Source organism: Antarctobacter sp., from assembly GCF_034670325.1.
In the GTDB taxonomy this organism is placed as follows: Bacteria; Pseudomonadota; Alphaproteobacteria; order Rhodobacterales; family Rhodobacteraceae; genus Antarctobacter.
In genome coordinates, this window is the sequence record NZ_JAXMNR010000010.1 from 1 (window position 1) to 19,144 (window position 19,144).

Annotated in this window: 19 protein-coding genes; 8 read left to right on the top strand and 11 right to left on the bottom strand. The window is 64.2% G+C overall.

Going from position 1 to position 19,144, the window contains the following annotated elements; translation table 11 throughout:
- The 7 genes from VOI21_RS20660 to VOI21_RS20690 form a co-directional block, all read left to right on the top strand.
- Nucleotides 1-800, top strand: an 800-nt coding sequence (locus VOI21_RS20660; protein ID WP_323771859.1) for an AMP-binding enzyme, incomplete at its 5' end; no start/stop codon positions are given.
- 8 nt (nt 801-808) lie between these two features.
- A complete protein-coding gene (locus VOI21_RS20665; RefSeq protein WP_323771860.1) occupies nt 809-1,495 on the top strand; it encodes an adenylate kinase in 687 nt (228 codons plus the stop codon).
- Nucleotides 1,496-1,568: 73 nt separating this feature from the next.
- Nucleotides 1,569-1,850: a DUF4212 domain-containing protein gene (locus VOI21_RS20670; RefSeq protein WP_323771861.1), complete on the top strand. Its 282-nt coding sequence runs from the start codon at nt 1,569-1,571 to the stop codon at nt 1,848-1,850.
- Between the two features lie 6 nt (nt 1,851-1,856).
- Nucleotides 1,857-3,644: a sodium:solute symporter family protein gene (locus VOI21_RS20675; RefSeq protein ID WP_323771862.1), complete on the top strand. Its 1,788-nt coding sequence runs from the start codon at nt 1,857-1,859 to the stop codon at nt 3,642-3,644.
- A gap of 122 nt (nt 3,645-3,766) precedes the next feature.
- A complete protein-coding gene (locus VOI21_RS20680; protein ID WP_323771863.1) occupies nt 3,767-5,590 on the top strand; it encodes a DUF294 nucleotidyltransferase-like domain-containing protein in 1,824 nt (607 codons plus the stop codon).
- A gap of 65 nt (nt 5,591-5,655) precedes the next feature.
- Entirely contained in the window at nt 5,656-6,156 is a 501-nt protein-coding gene (locus VOI21_RS20685; RefSeq protein ID WP_323771864.1) for a hypothetical protein, read from the top strand.
- A gap of 4 nt (nt 6,157-6,160) precedes the next feature.
- The gene (locus VOI21_RS20690) at nt 6,161-7,567 is read left to right on the top strand and encodes a 3'-5' exonuclease (RefSeq protein WP_323771865.1); all 1,407 of its coding nucleotides are present in this window, start codon (nt 6,161-6,163) and stop codon (nt 7,565-7,567) included.
- On the opposite strand, the gene VOI21_RS20695 is transcribed toward VOI21_RS20690, so the two are convergent.
- From VOI21_RS20695 to VOI21_RS20745, 11 genes are all read right to left on the bottom strand, one after another.
- Nucleotides 7,564-8,181: a 3-hydroxyacyl-CoA dehydrogenase family protein gene (locus tag VOI21_RS20695; protein WP_323771866.1), complete on the bottom strand. Its 618-nt coding sequence runs from the start codon at nt 8,179-8,181 to the stop codon at nt 7,564-7,566. The two genes, VOI21_RS20690 and VOI21_RS20695, sit on opposite strands and share 4 nt — an antisense overlap.
- Complete coding sequence (locus tag VOI21_RS20700) at nt 8,174-9,064, bottom strand: helix-turn-helix transcriptional regulator (RefSeq protein ID WP_323771867.1); 891 nt, start codon at nt 9,062-9,064, stop codon at nt 8,174-8,176. The genes VOI21_RS20695 and VOI21_RS20700 overlap by 8 nt, the downstream gene beginning before the upstream one ends.
- 148 nt (nt 9,065-9,212) lie before the next feature.
- Nucleotides 9,213-9,377 carry a hypothetical protein gene (locus tag VOI21_RS20705; RefSeq protein WP_323771868.1) on the bottom strand — a complete coding sequence of 55 codons (165 nt, stop codon included), beginning with the start codon at nt 9,375-9,377 and terminating at the stop codon, nt 9,213-9,215.
- Nucleotides 9,378-9,502: 125 nt separating this feature from the next.
- The gene (locus VOI21_RS20710) at nt 9,503-11,296 is read right to left on the bottom strand and encodes a feruloyl-CoA synthase (protein WP_323771869.1); all 1,794 of its coding nucleotides are present in this window, start codon (nt 11,294-11,296) and stop codon (nt 9,503-9,505) included.
- 10 nt (nt 11,297-11,306) lie between these two features.
- The gene (locus VOI21_RS20715; RefSeq protein ID WP_323771870.1) at nt 11,307-12,068 is read right to left on the bottom strand and encodes an SDR family NAD(P)-dependent oxidoreductase; all 762 of its coding nucleotides are present in this window, start codon (nt 12,066-12,068) and stop codon (nt 11,307-11,309) included.
- 114 nt (nt 12,069-12,182) lie between these two features.
- Nucleotides 12,183-13,499 (bottom strand): TRAP transporter large permease, encoded by a 1,317-nt coding sequence (locus tag VOI21_RS20720; protein ID WP_323771871.1) that lies wholly within the window; start codon nt 13,497-13,499, stop codon nt 12,183-12,185.
- Complete coding sequence (locus VOI21_RS20725; protein ID WP_323771872.1) at nt 13,496-14,089, bottom strand: TRAP transporter small permease; 594 nt, start codon at nt 14,087-14,089, stop codon at nt 13,496-13,498. Before VOI21_RS20725 ends, VOI21_RS20720 begins: the two co-directional genes overlap by 4 nt.
- A 71-nt stretch (nt 14,090-14,160) precedes the next feature.
- Nucleotides 14,161-15,216: a TRAP transporter substrate-binding protein gene (locus VOI21_RS20730; RefSeq protein WP_323771873.1), complete on the bottom strand. Its 1,056-nt coding sequence runs from the start codon at nt 15,214-15,216 to the stop codon at nt 14,161-14,163.
- 488 nt (nt 15,217-15,704) lie between these two features.
- Nucleotides 15,705-16,697 (bottom strand): inositol 2-dehydrogenase, encoded by a 993-nt coding sequence (iolG, locus tag VOI21_RS20735; RefSeq protein WP_323771874.1) that lies wholly within the window; start codon nt 16,695-16,697, stop codon nt 15,705-15,707.
- A 169-nt stretch (nt 16,698-16,866) separates the two neighbouring features.
- Nucleotides 16,867-17,679 (bottom strand): N-acyl homoserine lactonase family protein, encoded by an 813-nt coding sequence (locus VOI21_RS20740; protein WP_323771875.1) that lies wholly within the window; start codon nt 17,677-17,679, stop codon nt 16,867-16,869.
- A complete protein-coding gene (locus VOI21_RS20745; protein ID WP_323771876.1) occupies nt 17,676-17,966 on the bottom strand; it encodes a putative quinol monooxygenase in 291 nt (96 codons plus the stop codon). The genes VOI21_RS20740 and VOI21_RS20745 overlap by 4 nt, the downstream gene beginning before the upstream one ends.
- 81 nt (nt 17,967-18,047) lie before the next feature.
- Between VOI21_RS20745 and VOI21_RS20750 the strand changes: the two genes are divergently transcribed.
- Nucleotides 18,048-19,091, top strand: coding sequence for a Gfo/Idh/MocA family oxidoreductase (locus VOI21_RS20750; RefSeq protein ID WP_323771877.1), 1,044 nt, complete (start codon nt 18,048-18,050; stop codon nt 19,089-19,091).
- The last annotated feature ends 53 nt before the right edge of the window (nt 19,092-19,144 follow it).

The following is a 19,144-nucleotide window of genomic DNA, read 5'->3' on the forward strand; positions in this document are numbered from 1 at the left end:
TGGGAGAACCGATCAACCCAGAGGCGTGGAACTGGTACAACGACGTGGTCGGCGGCGGCCGCTGCCCGATCGTCGACACCTGGTGGCAGACCGAAACCGGCGGCCACCTGCTGACCCCGCTGCCCGGTGCCCATGCAACCAAACCGGGTGCCGCGATGAAGCCGTTCTTTGGCGTGGAGCCAGTGGTGCTGGACCCGCAGTCCGGCGTTGAAATCGACGCCTCCCCGACCGAGGGCGTGCTGGCGATCAAGGCCTCCTGGCCCGGCCAGATGCGCACCGTCTGGGGGGATCACGAGCGGTTCGAAAAGACCTACTTCTCTGATTACAAAGGCTATTACTTCTCCGGTGATGGCTGCCGCCGCGATGCGGACGGCGACTATTGGATCACCGGGCGGGTCGACGACGTGATCAACGTGTCGGGCCACCGCATGGGCACGGCAGAGGTCGAGTCGGCGCTGGTGGCGCATGAAAAGGTCGCCGAGGCGGCGGTTGTCGGCTACCCGCATGAGATCAAGGGCCAGGGCATCTATTGCTACGTGACCCTGATGAACGGCGTCGAGCCGACAGAGGAGCTGCGCAAGGAACTGCGCACCTGGGTCCGCACCGAAATCGGCCCCATCGCCTCACCGGACCTGATCCAATGGGCGCCGGGCCTGCCGAAAACCCGCTCCGGCAAGATCATGCGCCGCATCCTGCGCAAGATCGCCGAAAACGACTACGGCGCATTGGGCGACACCTCCACCCTCGCCGACCCCAGCGTCGTCGACGATCTTATCGATAACAGAATGAACAAGGCGTGAGGGACATGATGGACGGAAGCAAAACAACCGCCGCCGCCCCGGTGCTGATCCTGCTTGGCCCCCCGGGGGCCGGCAAAGGCACACAGGCGCGGATGCTGGAAGACGCCTTTGGGCTTGTGCAACTGTCGACCGGCGATCTGCTGCGCGCCGCCGTGGCCGCAGGCACCGACGCGGGCAAGCAGGCCAAGGCCGTGATGGAAGCGGGCGAGCTTGTCTCGGACGAGATCGTCATCGCCATCCTGCGCGACCGGCTGGCCGACGCGGATTGCGCCAAGGGCGTCATCCTTGACGGTTTCCCGCGCACCGCCGCACAGGCCGAGGCGCTGGACGATCTGCTGGCTGCAAACGGCCAAAAGATCAACGCCGCCGTCAGTCTGGAGGTGGACGACGCCGCCATGGTGACGCGGATTTCGGGCCGTTACACCTGCGCCGGGTGCGGCGAGGGTTATCACGACGCCTTCAAGCAACCCAAGGCCAGCGGCACCTGTGACAAGTGCGGCGGCACCGACTTCAACCGCCGCGCCGACGACAACGCCGAGACAGTGGCCTCGCGGCTTGACGCCTATCACGCCCAAACCGCCCCGCTGATCAAACATTACGCCGCCCAAAGCGCGCTGATCGGCATCAACGCCATGGGCGACATCGACGATATCGCGGGCAAGCTGTCCGCGATCGTAAAGACGGCGACCGCCTGAGCGGAGCCGAAAGAACTGCCCGCCGCGTTCCCTGCGCGGCGGGTTCCTTGGAGGAAAGAGGAGGAACCGCATCATGGCGGATCACACTTCACAAGCTGAACAGGCAAAGTCCGACGCGGGCTACTGGGCGGCCAATGTGCGCATTATCGTCATCAGCCTCATCATCTGGGCGCTGGTATCTTTCGGCTTTGGCATCCTGCTGCGCCCGTTGATCGCGGGCATTCAGGTTGGCGGCACCGATCTGGGTTTCTGGTTTGCCCAGCAGGGGTCGATCATCGTCTTTCTGGCGCTGATCTTCTTCTACGCCTGGCGGATGAACAAGCTCGACCGTGAATACGGCGTCGAGGAGGAGTAAGACGTTATGGATCAGTTTACCATCAACCTGCTGTTTGTTGGCGCGTCTTTCGCGCTCTACATCGGCATCGCGATCTGGGCCCGTGCGGGTTCCACATCGGAATTCTACGCCGCCGGTCGCGGCGTTCACCCGGTCACCAACGGCATGGCCACGGCGGCGGACTGGATGTCTGCGGCCTCTTTCATCGGCATGGCCGGTCTTATTGCCTTCACCGGCTATGACAACTCGACCTTCCTGATGGGCTGGACCGGTGGCTATGTGCTGCTGGCGCTGCTGCTTGCGCCCTACCTGCGCAAGTTCGGCAAGTTCACCGTGTCGGAATTCATCGGCGACCGCTTTTATTCGCCGACCGCACGGGTCGTGGCAGTGATCGCGCTGCTGGTGGCCTCGCTCACCTACGTGATCGGTCAGATGACCGGCGTTGGCGTGGCCTTTGGCCGCTTCCTTGAGGTCTCCAACACAACCGGCCTGCTGATCGGTGCCTGCGTGGTCTTTGCCTACGCGGTCTTCGGCGGCATGAAGGGCGTGACCTATACGCAGGTCGCACAGTATGTCGTGCTGATCATGGCCTACACCATTCCGGCTGTGTTCATCTCGCTGCAACTGACCGGCAACCCGGTTCCCGCGCTGGGTCTGTTTGGCGATCATGCCGCCAGCGGCGAGCCTCTGCTGGCCAAGCTGGACGCCATCGTGGCCGAACTGGGCTTTAACGAGTACACGGCGCATCACGGTGACACCTTCAACATGGTGCTCTTTACCCTGTCGCTGATGATCGGCACCGCCGGTCTGCCCCACGTCATCATGCGCTTCTTCACCGTGCCGCGCGTGGCTGACGCACGCTGGTCCGCTGGCTGGGCGCTGGTCTTCATCGCGCTGCTGTACCTGACGGCCCCGGCTGTTGGTGCGATGGCACGCCTGAACATCACCGACATGATGTGGCCCAATGGCGCCGCCGGTGAGCCTGTCTCCGTTGAGATGATCGAGGGGGACACCCGCTATGACTGGATGGAAACCTGGCAAAAGACCGGCCTTCTGGGCTGGGAAGACAAGAACGGTGACGGCAAGATCGCGTATTTCAACGATGCCGATGCAGCCACCGTGGCCAAGATGGAAGCCGCCGGTTGGGGGGATGCCAACGAGCTGACCAACTTCAACCGTGACATCCTTGTTCTGGCCAACCCTGAAATCGCCAACCTGCCCAGCTGGGTCATCGGTCTGGTCGCAGCAGGTGGTCTTGCCGCCGCGCTGTCCACAGCGGCTGGCCTGCTGCTGGCGATCTCTTCCGCCGTGTCCCACGACTTGATCAAGGGTTCTATCAACCCGCAGATCTCGGAAAAGGGCGAGTTGATGTCCGCACGGGTTGCCATGGCGGTTGCCATTGCCGTGGCCACCTACCTTGGCCTCAACCCTCCGGGCTTTGCGGCGCAAACCGTGGCCTTGGCCTTTGGTCTTGCGGCGGCCTCGATCTTCCCGGCGCTGATGATGGGCATCTTTACCAAGGTGAACAACAAAGGCGCGGTTGCGGGCATGGTCTCGGGTCTGCTGGTGACGGTGATCTACATCTTCCTGCACAAAGGTTGGCTGTTTATCCCCGATACCAACAGCTTTACCGACGCCAACCCGATGCTGGGCACCATCAAGTCGACCTCCTTCGGGGCCGTCGGTGCGCTGATCAACTTCTGCGTCGCCTTCACGGTGTCGAAGATGACCCAGCCGATCCCGAAAGAGATCGAAGAGCTGGTGGAATCGGTGCGCGTCCCGCGCGGTGCCGGTGCCGCAGCAGCCGACCACTAAGACCATCCCGTTCCGGCCCACGCGCCGGGACGGGGACCGCGGGCCAGTCCCGCCCAATCATCACACAGTCCCGTCCGGCCCATGCCGGGCGGGACATCCCCATTCCCGCGCAAGGATGACCCATGCCCATCGACCGCGCCGACCTTCATCGCTTTCTGTCCGCTGTCCATCCCTACGATGCGCTTGATCCGCAGGTACTGGAGGAACTGCTACCCGCCTTCCACCAGCAGACATTGGAGGCCGGTCAGAACATCTATACCCTCGGCCAGCCGCTGGACGGCCTCTACCTGATCCACAAAGGCGCTGTCGAAGTGCGCGACGGCAACGGCGCGCAGATTTCGCTGTTGGGCCCGCGCAACAGCTTTGGCGAGCGCGGCCTTGTCCGCGATGGACTGGCCGCCACCTCGGCGCGCACCCGCGAGGACACGCGCCTGCTGGTGCTGCCCCCGGCAGAGTTCCGGCACCTTATGGACACCCAGCCTGCGGTGAAAAAGTTCTTTGACCGCCAGCGCCCCGCGAAACCCAAACGCGCCGATCTGTCGACCACCCGGGTCGAGACGCTGATGGCCCCTGCCCCGCTGACCTGCCCGCCGCACACCCCGGTGCGCGATGCCGCGCAGCTCATGCAGTCGCGCCACATTTCATCGGTCTGCATCACCGAAGGCAAGGTGCTGCGCGGAATCGCCACCATCCGCGACATCTCGGGCAAGGTGGTCGGCGGCGCGCTGTCCTACGACACCCCCCTGTCGGACATCATGACCGCCGATCCGTTGACACTGCCGCCCTCGGCCATCGGCTCTGACGTGTTGCACATGATGATGGAACGCCGCATCGGTCACGTCCCCGTCGTCGAGGCGGGCAAGCTGGTGGGGATGGTCACCCAGACCGACCTTACCCGCTTTCAGGCGACGACCTCGGCGGAACTGGTCTCGGAACTGGCCCATGCCCGCACGGCAGAGGATATGGCCCGCGTCACTGCCCGCATCCCGCAATTGCTGGTGCAACTGGTGGCAGGCGGCAACCGGCATGAGGTGGTCACCCGCCTGATCACCGACATTGCCGACACCGCCACCCGCCGCCTGCTGACGCTGGCAGAGGCGGACCTCGGCGCGCCGCCCGTCCCCTATCTCTGGGCCGCCTGCGGCAGTCAGGGACGACAGGAACAAACCGGCGTATCGGATCAGGACAACGTGTTGATCCTGCAAGACGATTTCACCGAAGACATGCGCCCCTATTTTGAGAAACTCGCCCAAATCGTCACCGACGGGCTGAACACCTGCGGCTATGTCTATTGCCCCGGCGAGATGATGGCCTCAAACCCGCGCTGGTGCCAACCGCTGCGCGTCTGGCGCGGGTATTTCGACAAGTGGATCTCTAAACCGGTCCCGGAGGCGCAGATGCTGGCCTCTGTGATGTTCGACCTGCGCCCCATCGGCGGCACCGCGACCCTGTTCGACAACCTTCAGGACCAGACCCTTGCCAAGGCGGCCAAAAATTCGATCTTTGTGGCGCACATGATTTCGAACTCGCTGAAACACACGCCGCCCCTTGGCCTGCTGCGCGGTTTTGCCACCATCCGGTCGGGTGAGCACAAGAACCAGCTGGACCTGAAACACAACGGTGTTGTGCCGGTGGTCGACCTTGGCCGCGTCTACGCGCTGCAAGGATCGTTGGCAGCGGTCAACACCCGCGCCCGGCTTGAAGGCGCGATAACCGCAGGCGTGCTCAGCCAGTCCGGCGGGCAAGACCTGCTGGATGCCTACGACCTGATCGCCGAGACTCGGCTGGAACATCAGGCGCGTCAGATCAAAGCAGGCGGGGCACCGGACAACTATCTTGCGCCCGCAGACCTGTCCGATTTTGAGCGGAGTCATTTGCGAAACGCGTTTGTCGTGGTCAAATCGCTGCAATCGGCGGTAGGTCACGGCAAGGGGATGCTTGGCTAGCACGACGGCACAGGCCACAAGGGGGCAAACGGGACATAACCCGCGCCCCGAGGAGGAGATTAAAGATGTTTCTGGAACTGATCGCCGTCTTTGTGGCGGGATTTGTCGGCGCGGGTCTCATGATGATCCTGTCGTCGCTGACCGGTCGCCGTCTGCCGCGCTGGATCGTGCCGCTGGGGGCCGGGGCGGCCATGCTGACCGCCGGGATCGCCAGCGAATACAGCTGGTATAACCGCACCGCACAAAGCCTGCCCGACGGGCTGAGCATCGCCCAGACGGTCGAAAGCCGTGCGCTCTGGCGGCCGTGGACCTATCTCTTTCCGCTCACCGACCGCTTTGTCGCCGTCGACACCGGCAGCCCGCTCAAGAACGCCGAGACAGAGGGGCTGTACCTTGTGAACCTCTATTTCTACGGGCGCTGGCGGCCCAACCAGATCGTGCAGGTCATGGTCGATTGCACAGGCTTCCGCCGCGCCGATCCGGTTCTGGGGGATGGCTCGCCGCCGCTGTGGCGCGATGTCGGCCCTGACGATCCGGTCGTCAAGACTGTCTGCGCCGAGGTCTGATCCCATGAGCAAGCTCAGCCTGCGCCTGCGGATTTTTCTGTTCTTCTGCCTTCTGGCGCTTGGCGGCGTCGGCATCGTGCTGGGTGCGCTCTGGGTCGGCCATGCCCGCGCCATTGCCACCACCCCGGCCAACGGCTTTGTCTTTGCCGGTATTCTCGCCAGTTTCGGGTTTGCTGCGCTTTGCACCGGCGTCTGGCTGCTGTTCGATGAGAATGTCGCCAAACCGATTGAACGGCTGTCCGCCCAGATGCGCGCCCGCGCCCATGCCGGGACAGGCAGCACCGTGGACACTGGCAGCGCCCGCTATCTGGGCGATCTTGCCCCCGCCGCCGATGCCATCACCTCTGCCCTGTCCCAGAACGCGGTTTCGACCGCCGAACGAATTGCCTCGTCGACCGCCCGACTGGCCGCCGAAAAGGCGCAACTGACCGCACTGCTGACAGAAATCCCGGTGGCCACGCTGCTGATCAACGCCGACGACCAGATCGTGCTTTATGATGGTCAGGCCGCCGAGGTGCTGGCCCAGCAGGCCGTCCCCCGTCTGAACGCCCCGCTGGCCGACTACTTTGATCCCGCGGGCGTCAAGGCGGCACGCAAGGCGATGAACAAGGCCGGCAAGGATGTCAGCCGCGCGCTGCACGGTCTCGACGGCAAGCAAAGCTATGACGCGCGGTTCAAACCTGTCGAGGGCGGTGGTTTCATGATGATCATCGACGCCGCCCATATCGAGATCCCGCCAGAGGCCGCCCGCCCGTTGGTCTATGATTTCGACCTGATGGAGCGCCGCGGCGCTTCGAACCTCGACGAAACGCCAATCGGCAAACTGACATTCACCGTCTTCGATACCGAAACGACCGGCCTTTTGCCCCACAAGGACGAGATCGTGCAGATCGGTGCGGTGCGGGTGGTAAACGGCCGCATCATCCCCGGTGAGGTGATCGACCAACTGGTCGATCCCGGTCGCCCGATTCCCCCCGCCTCGACCAAGGTGCACAAGGTCACCGACGCGATGGTCGCCGGACAGCCCGGCATTGCCCGCGCCGGGCGCAAGTTCCACGGCTTTGCGCGGGATTCGGTGATCGTGGCGCACAACGCGCCCTTCGACATGGCCTTTCTGCAACGTCACAAGGGCCGGATGGGCGTCGTCTGGGATCACCCGATCCTCGACACTGTCCTGCTGTCGGCGGTGCTGTTCGGTGCGTCGGAAACCCACACGCTGGACGCGCTCTGCGCGCGTCTGGACGTGACCATCCCCGAGGCACTGCGCCACACCGCGCTCGGCGACGCCCGCGCCACTGCCGAGGTTCTGGTCAGAATGCTGCCGATGCTGGAGGCGCGCGGCCTGACCACCTTTGGCGCGGTGATCGCCGAAACCCGCCGCCACGGTCGCCTGCTGGAGGACCTGAACTAGCCCGCAGGCCACCGCCCGTCATCCAGCCAGCGCGCCGGGCGCAGCGGCACCCGGCCCTCGTCCCGCACCGGACCGATCATCGCACCCAGTCGGGCCGCGCCCATCGCCCGCGCCCAGACCAGCACACCGCCCTTATCCGCCGGAAACCCCAGCCCCTCGACCGATGCGCGGTCGATCTCTTCCGCGCCGATGCCCTGCCCGCGCAACTCGACCGCCGCCACGACCAAGGCCGCCAACAGCCGCGCCCGGATTTCTTCTTCGGAATAATCCACCCGCGTCATCCGGTGAAAATGCGCCTCTTCCAGCGCAAGGTCCGCCACAATCGGGTCGTCCACCTTGCCGCCGCCGCCGGGATAGCGATACCAGCCCGCCCCGGCCTTGCGGCCCAGCTTGCCCAGTTCCATCATCCGCCGCAGGATCGGCCCGCCGTCCGCCCCCTGCCGCGCCCACGCCAGTTCCAGCCCGATGCGATCCTCCGCCGCAAACGGCCCCTCGGTGAACCCGAATGCCTCCAGCGCCTCATCCACCTCCCAAGGGGTCGACCCGTGCAGGAACACCGCCTCTGCCGCGTCCCGGAACGGGCCGCGCAGACGCTCGACCAATGTCTCAGCCAAGGAATTTCTCTTTCGCGATCAGGGCCAAAAGCCGCTCCAGCGTGTCGTCCAGAGAGGCGGCAGAGGTGTTCAGTTGTGCGTGGGCGCGCTCATACAATGCCTCGCGCGCCTGCAGGATGGACTTTAACTGCCCCATCGCCTCGGGTTGCCCCGCCATGGGCCGCTCATCGCCCTGCGCCCGCACCCGCGCCATATGTTCTTCTGGCGCGGCCTTCAGCCAGATAGTGTGGAAATGCGACAGCAGCCGGTTGTAGGTGGCGGGTTCGGCGACAATGCCACCGCCCACCGCAAGGATCACCTGCTCATGCGTGGCGATCACCCGGTCCAGCGCATCCGCCTCCAGCTTGCGAAAGCCTTCTTGACCGTACAGCGCCATGATCTCGGCCACCGGCATACCGCCGACCTCGGAAATCTCGTGGTTCAACTCGACAAAAGGCAGGTCCAGCGCAGCCCCCGCCAACCGCCCCAAGGTGGACTTGCCCGCGCCGCGCAGACCGACAAGGCAGATCCGATGCGCCCGCCGTCCCCCGGGCGCGCCGTCCAGCAGCAGCGCCCGCACCTGCCCCTGCACCGAACTCTCAGCCTGACGGTACATCTCGGCCATTTGCAGGGCCTCCGAGGTCCAGGGGTCCTCTTCGCCCAACAGCCAGTCGATGCGGAAATCCAGCGCCTCGGCGACCCGGTACAATAGCCCGATCGAGATATTGCCCGCCCCGCTTTCAAGCTGCGCCAGATAGCGCGGCGACACGCCAGAGGTTTCGGACAAGACGCGGCGCGAAATGCCGCGCTGTTCACGGACCTGCCGGACACGCCCGCCAACGCGGGTCATCAGCGTGGCTACCGCGTCATCCGCCGCGCCCTGTCCTTGCAATTCCACCGCCACTGCGATCCCTTTCGCGCTATGCCCAATGCTATGAACTATAGTGCATAAAGGAATTGGATCGCGCTGGAAAGCAACGGTTTTTGCCGTGACGACGCCACGTCACGCGCGCAATGTTGCAGGTCTTTGCGAAATTCGTGCGGTCAGCGGCTCAGTCGCGGCCCAAAACCGTTTCCGGAACCATCAGCACTTCGATCAGCGCCAGACACAGCCCGGTGCAATCCTTGCACCCGATGCAGGTGCCGGGGGTGGAATGAAGTTTCTCGCCAAAGGCGCGGCTGCGCGGGGCGTGGCCGATCAGACGGTCTGCGTGCATGGGGGTCTTCCTGTTCGCATCAGAAGAGTCGAACCCCAAGGATAGCTGCTGCTAAGTGCCGGTCTTTGTCCCAGATCAAGGCAGGGACGATTTTTCGTCGAAAAATCGCCTCTCCCGCATGTCTGTCAAAGCTGCACAACCGCCGGATCATTCGCGCTATACAGCCGGTCGACCAGATCCGCCCGCCGCGACAGCACCTTGCGGTAGTTCAGGTTGCCCTTGGCCGTGATCTCGCCATCGCCCAGCGAGGGCGGCTCGGCCAGCACGATCACCCGCGTGACCCGCGCGGCAGAGCCGTGATCCGTCCGCAGCGCCAGCTTCGCGGCAAGGGCGTCGCGCAAGGCCGCGCTCATCAATGCGCCGTGGTCCTGCGTGTCACCCGCCAGCGCCAGCGCCTCTGCCGAGGGAAAGATCATCAATCCCACCTCCCCCCGGTCCGCGCCGCAGACCACGATATCCTGCACCAAAGGCGCATATTCGATCATCAGCTCCAGACGCAGCGTCGCCGCGCGCACCCATGTGCCGGTCAACAGCTTGAAGTCCTCTGAGATGCGCCCGTCAAAGCGCATACCCTTGGTCAGATCGCCCGCGTCGACGAATTTCACCGCGTCGCCGGTGCGAAAGAACCCCTCATCGTCAAAGGCTTCTGCCGTCTTCGCCGGATCGTTGAGGTAGCCGGGCATGATGTTCGGCCCGCGCACGCGGATTTCGCAGCGCAGGTCTGCGTCGGGGATCAGCTTGACCTCGACCCCGGTCATCGGCACGCCGATGATGCCGGACATGGTGGTGGGTTCGTGCTGGATCAGGCAGGCCGGTGCGGTTTCTGTCAGCCCCCAAGAGGAGTTCATCAAAGGCGCCTCGCCGCGCACCTCGCGCGCCATCTCTTCCAGATCCGTCCAGACATCCTGCGGCAACGAGGCCCCGGCATAAAACAACATATCGAGGTCTTCGAAGTACTGCCGCCGCAGGTCGGCGTCCGCCTTCAGCGCATTGCGCAACATGGCAAAACCGACCGGCACGTTGAACGCCATGGTGCCGTTCATCAGGCGGTTGTTCTCGATGGTCTCGGCGATCTTTGCCGGGATCGGCTTGCCGCCGTCGATGTACAGCGCGCCGCCATTGGCCAGCATCATGTTGAAATTGTGCGACCCGCCAAAGACGTGGTTCCACGGCAGCCAGTCGACGATCCGGGGCGCGCGGGCGCGCAGAAAGGGCAGCGCGTCGGCGATCTGCGCCTGATTGGCGCACATCATCGCCTGTGTCGTGATCACGCCTTTGGGGTGTGAGGTTGACCCGCTGGTCATCAGGTATTTCGCCACCGTCTCCGGCCCGACCTGTAGCGCCGCCGCCGCCACCGCCAGCCCGTCGCCCGCGCGCAGCATGGCGGTCAGCTCTGTCGCGCCCGCCTGCGGGTTGCGCGCCACCACGCGCTCTACCCCGTCGAACAGGTCATGCGCCAGCGCCGTGGCGAACCGTGCGCCATCGTCGGCAAAGACCATCGCCGGTTTCACCAGTTGCGCGCAGTGTTCCAACTGCGGCCAAGCGCCAGGGATCAGGGCGTACTGCTCGGCCAGCGGCACGGTCGGCACCCCGACGTATTGCGCCGCCAGCGTCAGCAACCCGTGATCCACCCCGTTGCCGGAAAGGATCAGGATCGGCGTGTCGGCGTTCATGCCGCGCTCCAGCAGGCTGGCCGCGATCAGGCGCACGGCGTCACGCGCCTCACCGTAGGTCACCTCGCGCCAGCCCGCCCCCGACCGTTCGGCCAGAAACACCGCATGCGGCGTGATCTCGGACCAGTGGTCCAGCCAGTCGCCGGTCCGGGTCGCGGGTCGGGACATCTCATAGCCCGACCGCAACAGGATAGAGCCATCGGCCCGGTCCTCGCGGGTGACGGCATGCGCGCGATACTGGGTCATGACGCTCTCCTCAGCGCTGCGGCAGACGCACACCGGCATCAAGACGGATCGTGGTGCCGTTGAGATAGGGGTTGGCGACGATCTGGCTGACCATCTGGCCATACTCCGCCGGATCGCCCAGCCGATGCGGGAACGGCACATTGGCGACGATGCCCGCAGTGGTTTCCTCTGGCAGCCCCTCCATCATCGGCGTGTTGAACAACCCCGGCGCAATCGCCATCACCCGCACGCCCTGCTTGGCCATCTCGCGCGCGGCGGGCAGGCACATGGCGGCAATCGCGCCTTTGGAGGCCGCATAGGCCGACTGCCCGATCTGCCCGTCCTGAAAGGCGATGGAGGCGGTGTTGATCACCACCCCGCGCTCTCCGGTGTCCAGCGGGTCCAGCGCCATCATCTCACGCGCCGCGTGCGACATGACATAGTAGGTGCCCATCAGGTTCACCCGGATGGTCTTTTCGAACAGATCGGTCGACAGCTTGCCCTCGCGGCCCACGATCCGACCGGCCAGCCCGATGCCCGCGCAGCTCACCGCCACCCGCGGCGCGCCCAGCTTGTCCACGATCTCGGCCACCGCCGCCGCGACCGATGCCTCGTCGCCCACATCCGTGCGCACCGCATGGCCGCCGATCTCGGCGGCCACCGCAGCCGCGCGCTCTGCGTCGAAATCGAGGATGCCAACCCGCGCGCCCTCGGCCGCCAGCCGCCGCGCCGTCGCCGCGCCCAGACCGCTTGCCCCGCCCGTCACGATGGCAACATGACCCTTGATGTCCATGACTTTCTCCTCCCGCATTTCCGGGTTCTTCAGGTTTCAAAATGATCTTGGGGGTATCGCCATCGGCGACGAGGAGTCCTGCAGGAAGCGTGGCCTCCGGCATGACGCCCCCACCTACCCCGGTATCAGGAACAGCGTGATCGCCGGAAAGGCCACAAGGATCACCACCCGCACCAGATCGGACGCAACGTAGTAGATCACCGCCCGGTAGGTCTGGACCATCGGTGTCTCCGGGTCCATCGCGTTGATCACAAACAGGTTCATCCCCACCGGCGGCGTGATCAACCCGACCTCCACCACGATCAGCACAAGGATGCCGAACCAGATCGCCACGTGTTCCTGACTCATGCCGAAATCCAGCGCCGAGATCACCGGATAGAAAATCGGGATCGTCAGCAGGATCATCGACAGGCTGTCCATGAAACAGCCCAGCAACAGGTAAATGACAAGGATCAGCGACAGCACCGCAATCGGCGACATGCCCAGCTCGACCACCCAGCTTGACAGTTCCTGCGGCACCCGCGTGCGGGCAAGGAACAGGTTGTAAAAGGCCGCCCCGAAGACGATGAAAAAGATCATCGCGGAGGAGCGCGCCGTATCGGTGAAACTGTCCAGCAGCGTCCGCCACGTCAGCCCGCCGCCGACCAGCGCGATAACGCCGGTGCCCAGCGCGCCCACGGCCGCGCCTTCGGTCGGGGTAAAGATGCCGCCATAGATGCCGCCCACCACCGCGATAAAGACCAGCAGCACCGGCCAGACGTCGATGATGGCCCGGAACCGCTGCGCCATCGGCACCGGTTCCCGGACACCGGCGGAGTCGGGGTTGATGCGGACATAGATCGACACGGCGATCATATATCCAATGGCCGCCAGAACGCCGGGCACAAAGGCCGCAAGGAACAGCTTGGCGATGTTCTGCTCAGTCAGGATGGCGTAGATCACCAGCACCACGGAGGGCGGGATCAGAATGCCCAGCGTGCCGCCTGCGGCCAGCGTGGCGGTGGAAAACCCGCCCTCATAGCCATAGCGTTTCAGTTCCGGCAGGGCCACGCGGCTCATGGTGGCGGCGGTCGCCAGCGACGACCCGCAGATCGCGCCAAAACCCGCGCAGGCCCCGATGGCCGCCATCGCGACGCCGCCCTTGCGATGGCCCAGCCAGCTTTCGGCGGCCTTGAACAGCGCCTGAGACATGCCGCCCAGCGTGGCGAAATACCCCATCAGCAGGAACATCGGCACAATCGACAGCGAATAGTTGGAAAAGGTCGAATAGGTCAGGTCTTTCAACTGCGCCAGCGGCAGCCGCGCGCTGCCCATCACGAAATAGAACCCCGCAAAGCCGGCAGTGAACATCGCCAGTCCGATAGGCACACGCAGAAAGATCAGCAGCAGCAGGGCCGGAAAGGAATAGATCCCGATTTCGAGGTTGCTCAATGATCCGCTCCCACGGCATTCGGGGCGATCATGCGCCCGGTCAGGAATTCATACAGCCGCATGACGGCGACATAGACGGATGTGACGGCGGCCAGTGCGGCACCGGCAAGGCTGGCCGCAAAGGCCCACCAGATCGGGAACTCCAGCAACAGCGAGGTCTGCCCCGAACTGAACTTGCGCAGCATACCTGCGTTCAACTGGATCGCGATGGTCACAAGGGCGACGGCAAACAGCGATGCGATCAGAAACTCAAGGAACCGGTTCACTCCGCGCGGCAGCGCATTGGTGAAGATATCGACAGAGGCATGGCCCATGGTCACCTGACAGAAAGGCAGAAAGGCAAAGATGCAAAACGCCATGCCCGCCTCGACCAGTTCATAAGAGCCTCGGATCGCGCCCACGCCGATGTCGATCAGCCAAGTGGCCAGTCCCGGCGCGACGGACATCATCAGGTCCGAATGCAGGGCGGTGTTGGCGACGCGGCCAAGGATCGAAATGCAGGTGATCAGAACCAGCAAGGTCAGAACGACCCCACCCAGCAGCGCCATGACGCGCGCAAGTCCCAATACGATGCGGTGCAGACCGTTCATCGCTGGCGTCCCCCCTCGTTGTCTCGAAAAAGGGTCGCGAACTGCTGTCCGCGACCCCCTGTTTCAGTGCCTTACTTGGCGAAGGTGTCCATGTCGGACGTGTATTCCGCCATCAGGGCGCGGGCTTCGTCGATCAGCGCCTGACCGTCGCGGCCCTTTTCCTTCATGTCCGCGATCCATGTTTCATAGATCGGGTTGACCAGAGCGTCCCATTCCGCCGCGTCTTCTTCGGACACGGTGATGATGTTGTTGCCCAGATCAACGGCAATCTGGCGGGCCGGACCATCGGCGTCCGCCTGCGTGCCGCCCGCAAAGATCGAGAAGGCGAGGCCAGAGTTGTCGTCGATCACCTTTTGCAGGTCTTCGGGCAGGCTTTCGTAACGATCCTTGTTCATCGCCAGCACAAAGGTCAGGTTATACAGCGCCGGACCGTCGAATTCGGTGTGGTTGGTCACCAGTTCCGGAACCTTCAGCGCGGCAGTCACTTCCCACGGGATCGTGGTGCCGTCGATGACACCCTTGGACAGCGCCTCGGACACCGCCGGAACCGGCATGCCGATCGGCTCTGCGCCAACGCGGGTCAGCAGGTCGTTCACAAGACGAGAGCCGCCGCGGATCTTCATGCCTTCCAGATCGGAGGGCACCACAACCGGCTTGTTGGTGTGGAACATCCCCGGTCCGTGGACCCATGTGCCAAGGATCTTGAGATCGGCGAATTCGTCGTTCTCCATGTGCTCCTGGAACATCTTCCAATAGGCGTAAGAGGCCGCGCGGGCGTCTTCGACCATAAAGGGCAGTTCAAAGACCTCGGTCGTCGGATAGCGCCCCGGCGTGTAGCCGACCACGGTCCAGACCACATCGGCGATGCCGTCGGCCGCCTGATCCATCAGCTCGGGCGGGCTGCCACCCAGCTGCATCGAGGGATAACGCTCGATCTCGATCCGCCCGCCCGAGGCTTCCTCGACGCGGTCGGCCCAGACGTCCAGTACCAGCTTCGGCACGTTGGCCTGTGCCGGCAGGAACTGGTGCAGCGTCAGCGTGACCTCCTGCGCCATGGCGGATGTGGTGGTCATCATCGCGGCCAGTGCGGCCCCGGCGATTCCCAGAACTGTTCTACGTGTGGTCATGTCTTACCTCCCTGAATGACCTTAATTCTTGCGTTCCGCGCGGCAGAACGACGAGGGTCTCCCTTGCCCCGTCAGCAGTGATACACCGCTCCGTTGCATTTGCAACGAAGCAATTGTGCGCACAACCTGCCTGTCGGGGATTTGAACGTGGAACGATAGTGCCCATCCTGACCTCCCCTTCAGAACGCACCCCGGCCGTGCCGAGGCTTATGCATAATTTTGCACAGGCTGCACTATATCGCAATGCATTTCCCGCCCGTGCGGTCGGTTTTACGACGTCGAAAGACCGCTGTCCACAGAGGCCTGAGACACGCACACAAAGGAGCAGGTCCGGACTTCAATGTCCAGATTAATCCACTAGGAAACAATTTTCGAGGGGGAGTCCGCACCAGTTGCGGCGCTACCATTCGCGCAAGTGAGGCCCGCAGGACGCAACACACGCAATGGTAGAGGTGCGCGCGCCCGGCCTCCCGGGCGCGCAAACAGAATCAGCCCAGCATCACGGCCTTGCCGGTCAGCGCCGATTCCAGCGCCGCATCGGCCAGTTCCAGCGCCTTCAGCCCGTCCTCGCCCGTGGTCGGCAGCGCGGTGCCGTCTTTGACCGCCGCGACAAAGGCCGCGATCTCATTGCTGTAGGCCGCCGCATAGCGATCCATGAAGAAGTTCAGCAGCGGCGGACGCGTGTACCCTGCCCCGCCCGACACCTCGACCGTGCTCTCGTGACGGTTCGCCGCAGAGGCCATCCCCTCAGAGCCATGCACCTCGATCCGCTGGTCATAGCCATAGGTCGCCCGGCGCGAGTTGGTGATCACCGCCTGCTTGCCGCTGGCGGTCTTCAGGATCACGTTCACGCTGTCGAAATCGCCCTGCTCGCCGATCTCGGGATCGACCAGAACCGACCCCTGCGCCACCACCGTCGTGACCTCTTCGCCCAGCAGCCAGCGCGCCATGTCAAAGTCATGGATGGTCATGTCGCGGAAAATCCCGCCCGAGACCTTGATATAGGCGACAGGCGGCGGGCCGGGATCGCGCGAGGTGATCACCACCATCTCGACGTCGCCAATGCTGCCCGCATCAATCGCCGCCTTCACCGACATGAAGTCCGGGTCAAACCGGCGGTTGAACCCGACCATCAGCTTGGCACCGGTCTCCTCGACCGTGGCCAGCGCCTGCCGCACGCGCTCTGCCGACAGATCCACCGGCTTTTCGCAAAAGATCGCCTTGCCCGCCTTGGCGAACTTCTCGATCAGGTCGGCGTGGGTGTCGGTGGGCGTGCAGATCGCCACCGCCTGAATATCGTCGCTTGCGGCGATCTCATCAATGGTGCGCAAGTCGCAGCCATAGCGCGCCTTCATGTCCTCTGCCGCTGCCTTCATCGGCTCGGACAGCGCGACAAAGCGCGCCCCCGGCGTGGCCGAGATCGCGCGGGCGTGCGCCTGACCGATCCGGCCTGCGCCCAGAATAGCAAATCCTAGTGTCATGTCTCTCTCCCGGAATAGACCTCGACGGCATGTTTCGACGCCGCAGGGTTGACCGGATATGCAAGAATAAGGGGTGGTTCGGTCAAGCCACCCAACCGCGCTTTGCACGTTTTTCTTTCATTCATGCGAGTCGCGCGTTCAAAAGGTATCACGCATGTCTCAGGCCATTTCAGGGCGTAAACAGCGCCGGTGTGATCGCCTCTTGCGGACCCGGGTCCAGCCGGATCACATGCGCCGCCGGACCTGCGGGAAACAGCCGCCGCACCAGCGGATCATGCCCCGGCACCACCAGATCGCGGGACGAAGCCAGCCGCTCCAACGTGTCGAATCCGTCCAGCATGTTCTGCAAATCGACGACGATGGGAAAGGGTTTGCGCCGCCAGAGGTTCTCATAGAAATGCGCCGCGTCCGAGGCCAGCACCATCCACCCCGCCCGCGTGCGTACCCTTACCGCCTGCAAGCCGCGCGAATGGCCGCCGATGCAATGAACCGTCACGCCTTCGGCCACTTCTGCGTCGCCGTCGTAAAAGACCACCTTGCCGGAATACAGCCGCTGCACCGCCTCGCAGACATGACCGGCGGTAAAGGGCATCCGCAGCACGTCATGGCACATGCAAGGCCCGGTGGCATAGGCCATCTCGGCGGCCTGCATATGCAGCACCGCGTTGGGAAACAGATGCAGCCCGCCCGCGTGATCATAATGCAGATGGGTCACGATCACCTGCGTCACCGCCTCCGGCGTCACGCCCAAAGGGGCCAGCGCCGCCACCGGGTCCAGCCGGATGGGCCGCGCCCGCGCCTGTCCCTCTGCGGCGTCATAGCCGGTGTCGACAAGGATCACCTCCGCGCCGCGCCGCAGCAACCAGATGTAATAATCCATCGGGTGCGGCGCGTCGTGGTTGTCGTCAAAGATGAAACTGTCCGCCCGCACCCGCGCGGCGCGGTCGGCATAGCGGATGGCAAAGACCTCCCAGTCGCTCATTGATGCACCTCGGCATAGCAACGCACGTCCTTGGCGACGACAAATGGCGCGCTGGCCGCCTCGAAGCTGATGAAATGCGCCGTGGTCATATGCGCCGCAAAGGCCGCCCGGTCGTCATAAAGCTCATACAGGAACACTTCGCCGGGGCTGTCAGGGTCGGTGCAGACGTCAAACTGGTGGCATCCCGGCTCATCGCGGACAGAGGCGCGGGCGTTCTGGCGGATCAGGTCCAGAAAGGCGCTGGCCGTTTCCGGTTTGATCTCGAAACGGACGGTCACGGCATACATCGGCTTTCCTCCCTTTGCCTCGCGCACACTGTAGGCAGCCCCTTCGCGCAGGTCTATGCTGCTCGGAAAACCGGAGGACACATGCCGCGCAATTTCCCTGACCCCTTGCGGGTGGCCTGCCTTGGCGCAGGGTACTTCAGCCGCTTTCACTATGACGGCTGGCGGCGCATTGCCGGTGTCGATCTGGTCGGTGCCTGCGATGTCGACATCGCCAAGGCGCGCGACACCGGCGCCCCCGCCTTTGACGATCTGGCCGCCATGCTGGCCGACACCGCGCCCGACCTGCTTGACGTGATCGTGCCGCCCCCGGCACAGGCACAGGCCATCCGCACCGCGCTGGCCGCCGGGGTCCGCACGCTGATCTGTCAGAAACCCTTTTGCACCTCCCCGGCAGAGGCGCAGGCCATCACCCAAGAGGCAGAGGCCGCAGGCGCGCTGCTGGTCATCCATGAAAACTTCCGTTTTCAACCGTGGTATCGCGTGATGAAAGCGCGCCTAGACGCAGGAGAGATCGGCACCGTTCAGCAGATCACCTTTCGCCTGCGCCCCGGCGACGGTCAGGGCCCCGATGCCTATCTTGACCGGCAGCCCTATTTTCAGCAGATGCCGCGCTTTCTGGTACATGAAACCGCCGTCCACTGGATCGACACCTTCCGCTATCTGCTGGGCGCACCAACGGCGGTCTATGCCGATCTGCGACAGGTGAACCCGGTGATTGCCGGTGAGGACGCAGGCTATATCCTGTTCGATTTTCCCAATGGCGCGCGCGCTCTGTTCGACGGCAACCGCCATCTCGATCACGCCGCCACCAATACCCGCTGCACCATGGGAGAGGCTTTGGCCGAAGGCACCACAGGCACGCTGACCCTCACCGGCGACGGCGCGCTGCACCTGCGCCGCTTTGGCACGTTAGAGGTCCAGACGATCCTGCCCCCCGACACATCCGGCACCTTCGGCGGCGACTGCGTCTTTGCCCTGCAAAGCCATGTGGTGTCCTGCCTGCGCAGCGGTGAGCCACCCGAAAACACGGCCCGCAGCTACCTGCCCGTCATCGCGATCAAGGACGCCATCTACACCTCCGCCGCCAAGGGCCAAAAGCTGGACCTGAGAGGCGTCACATCCTAACGAAACGTAAATTCACCTCTGCAAGCCATTGAAGACGCGACGTCACCTTTGCC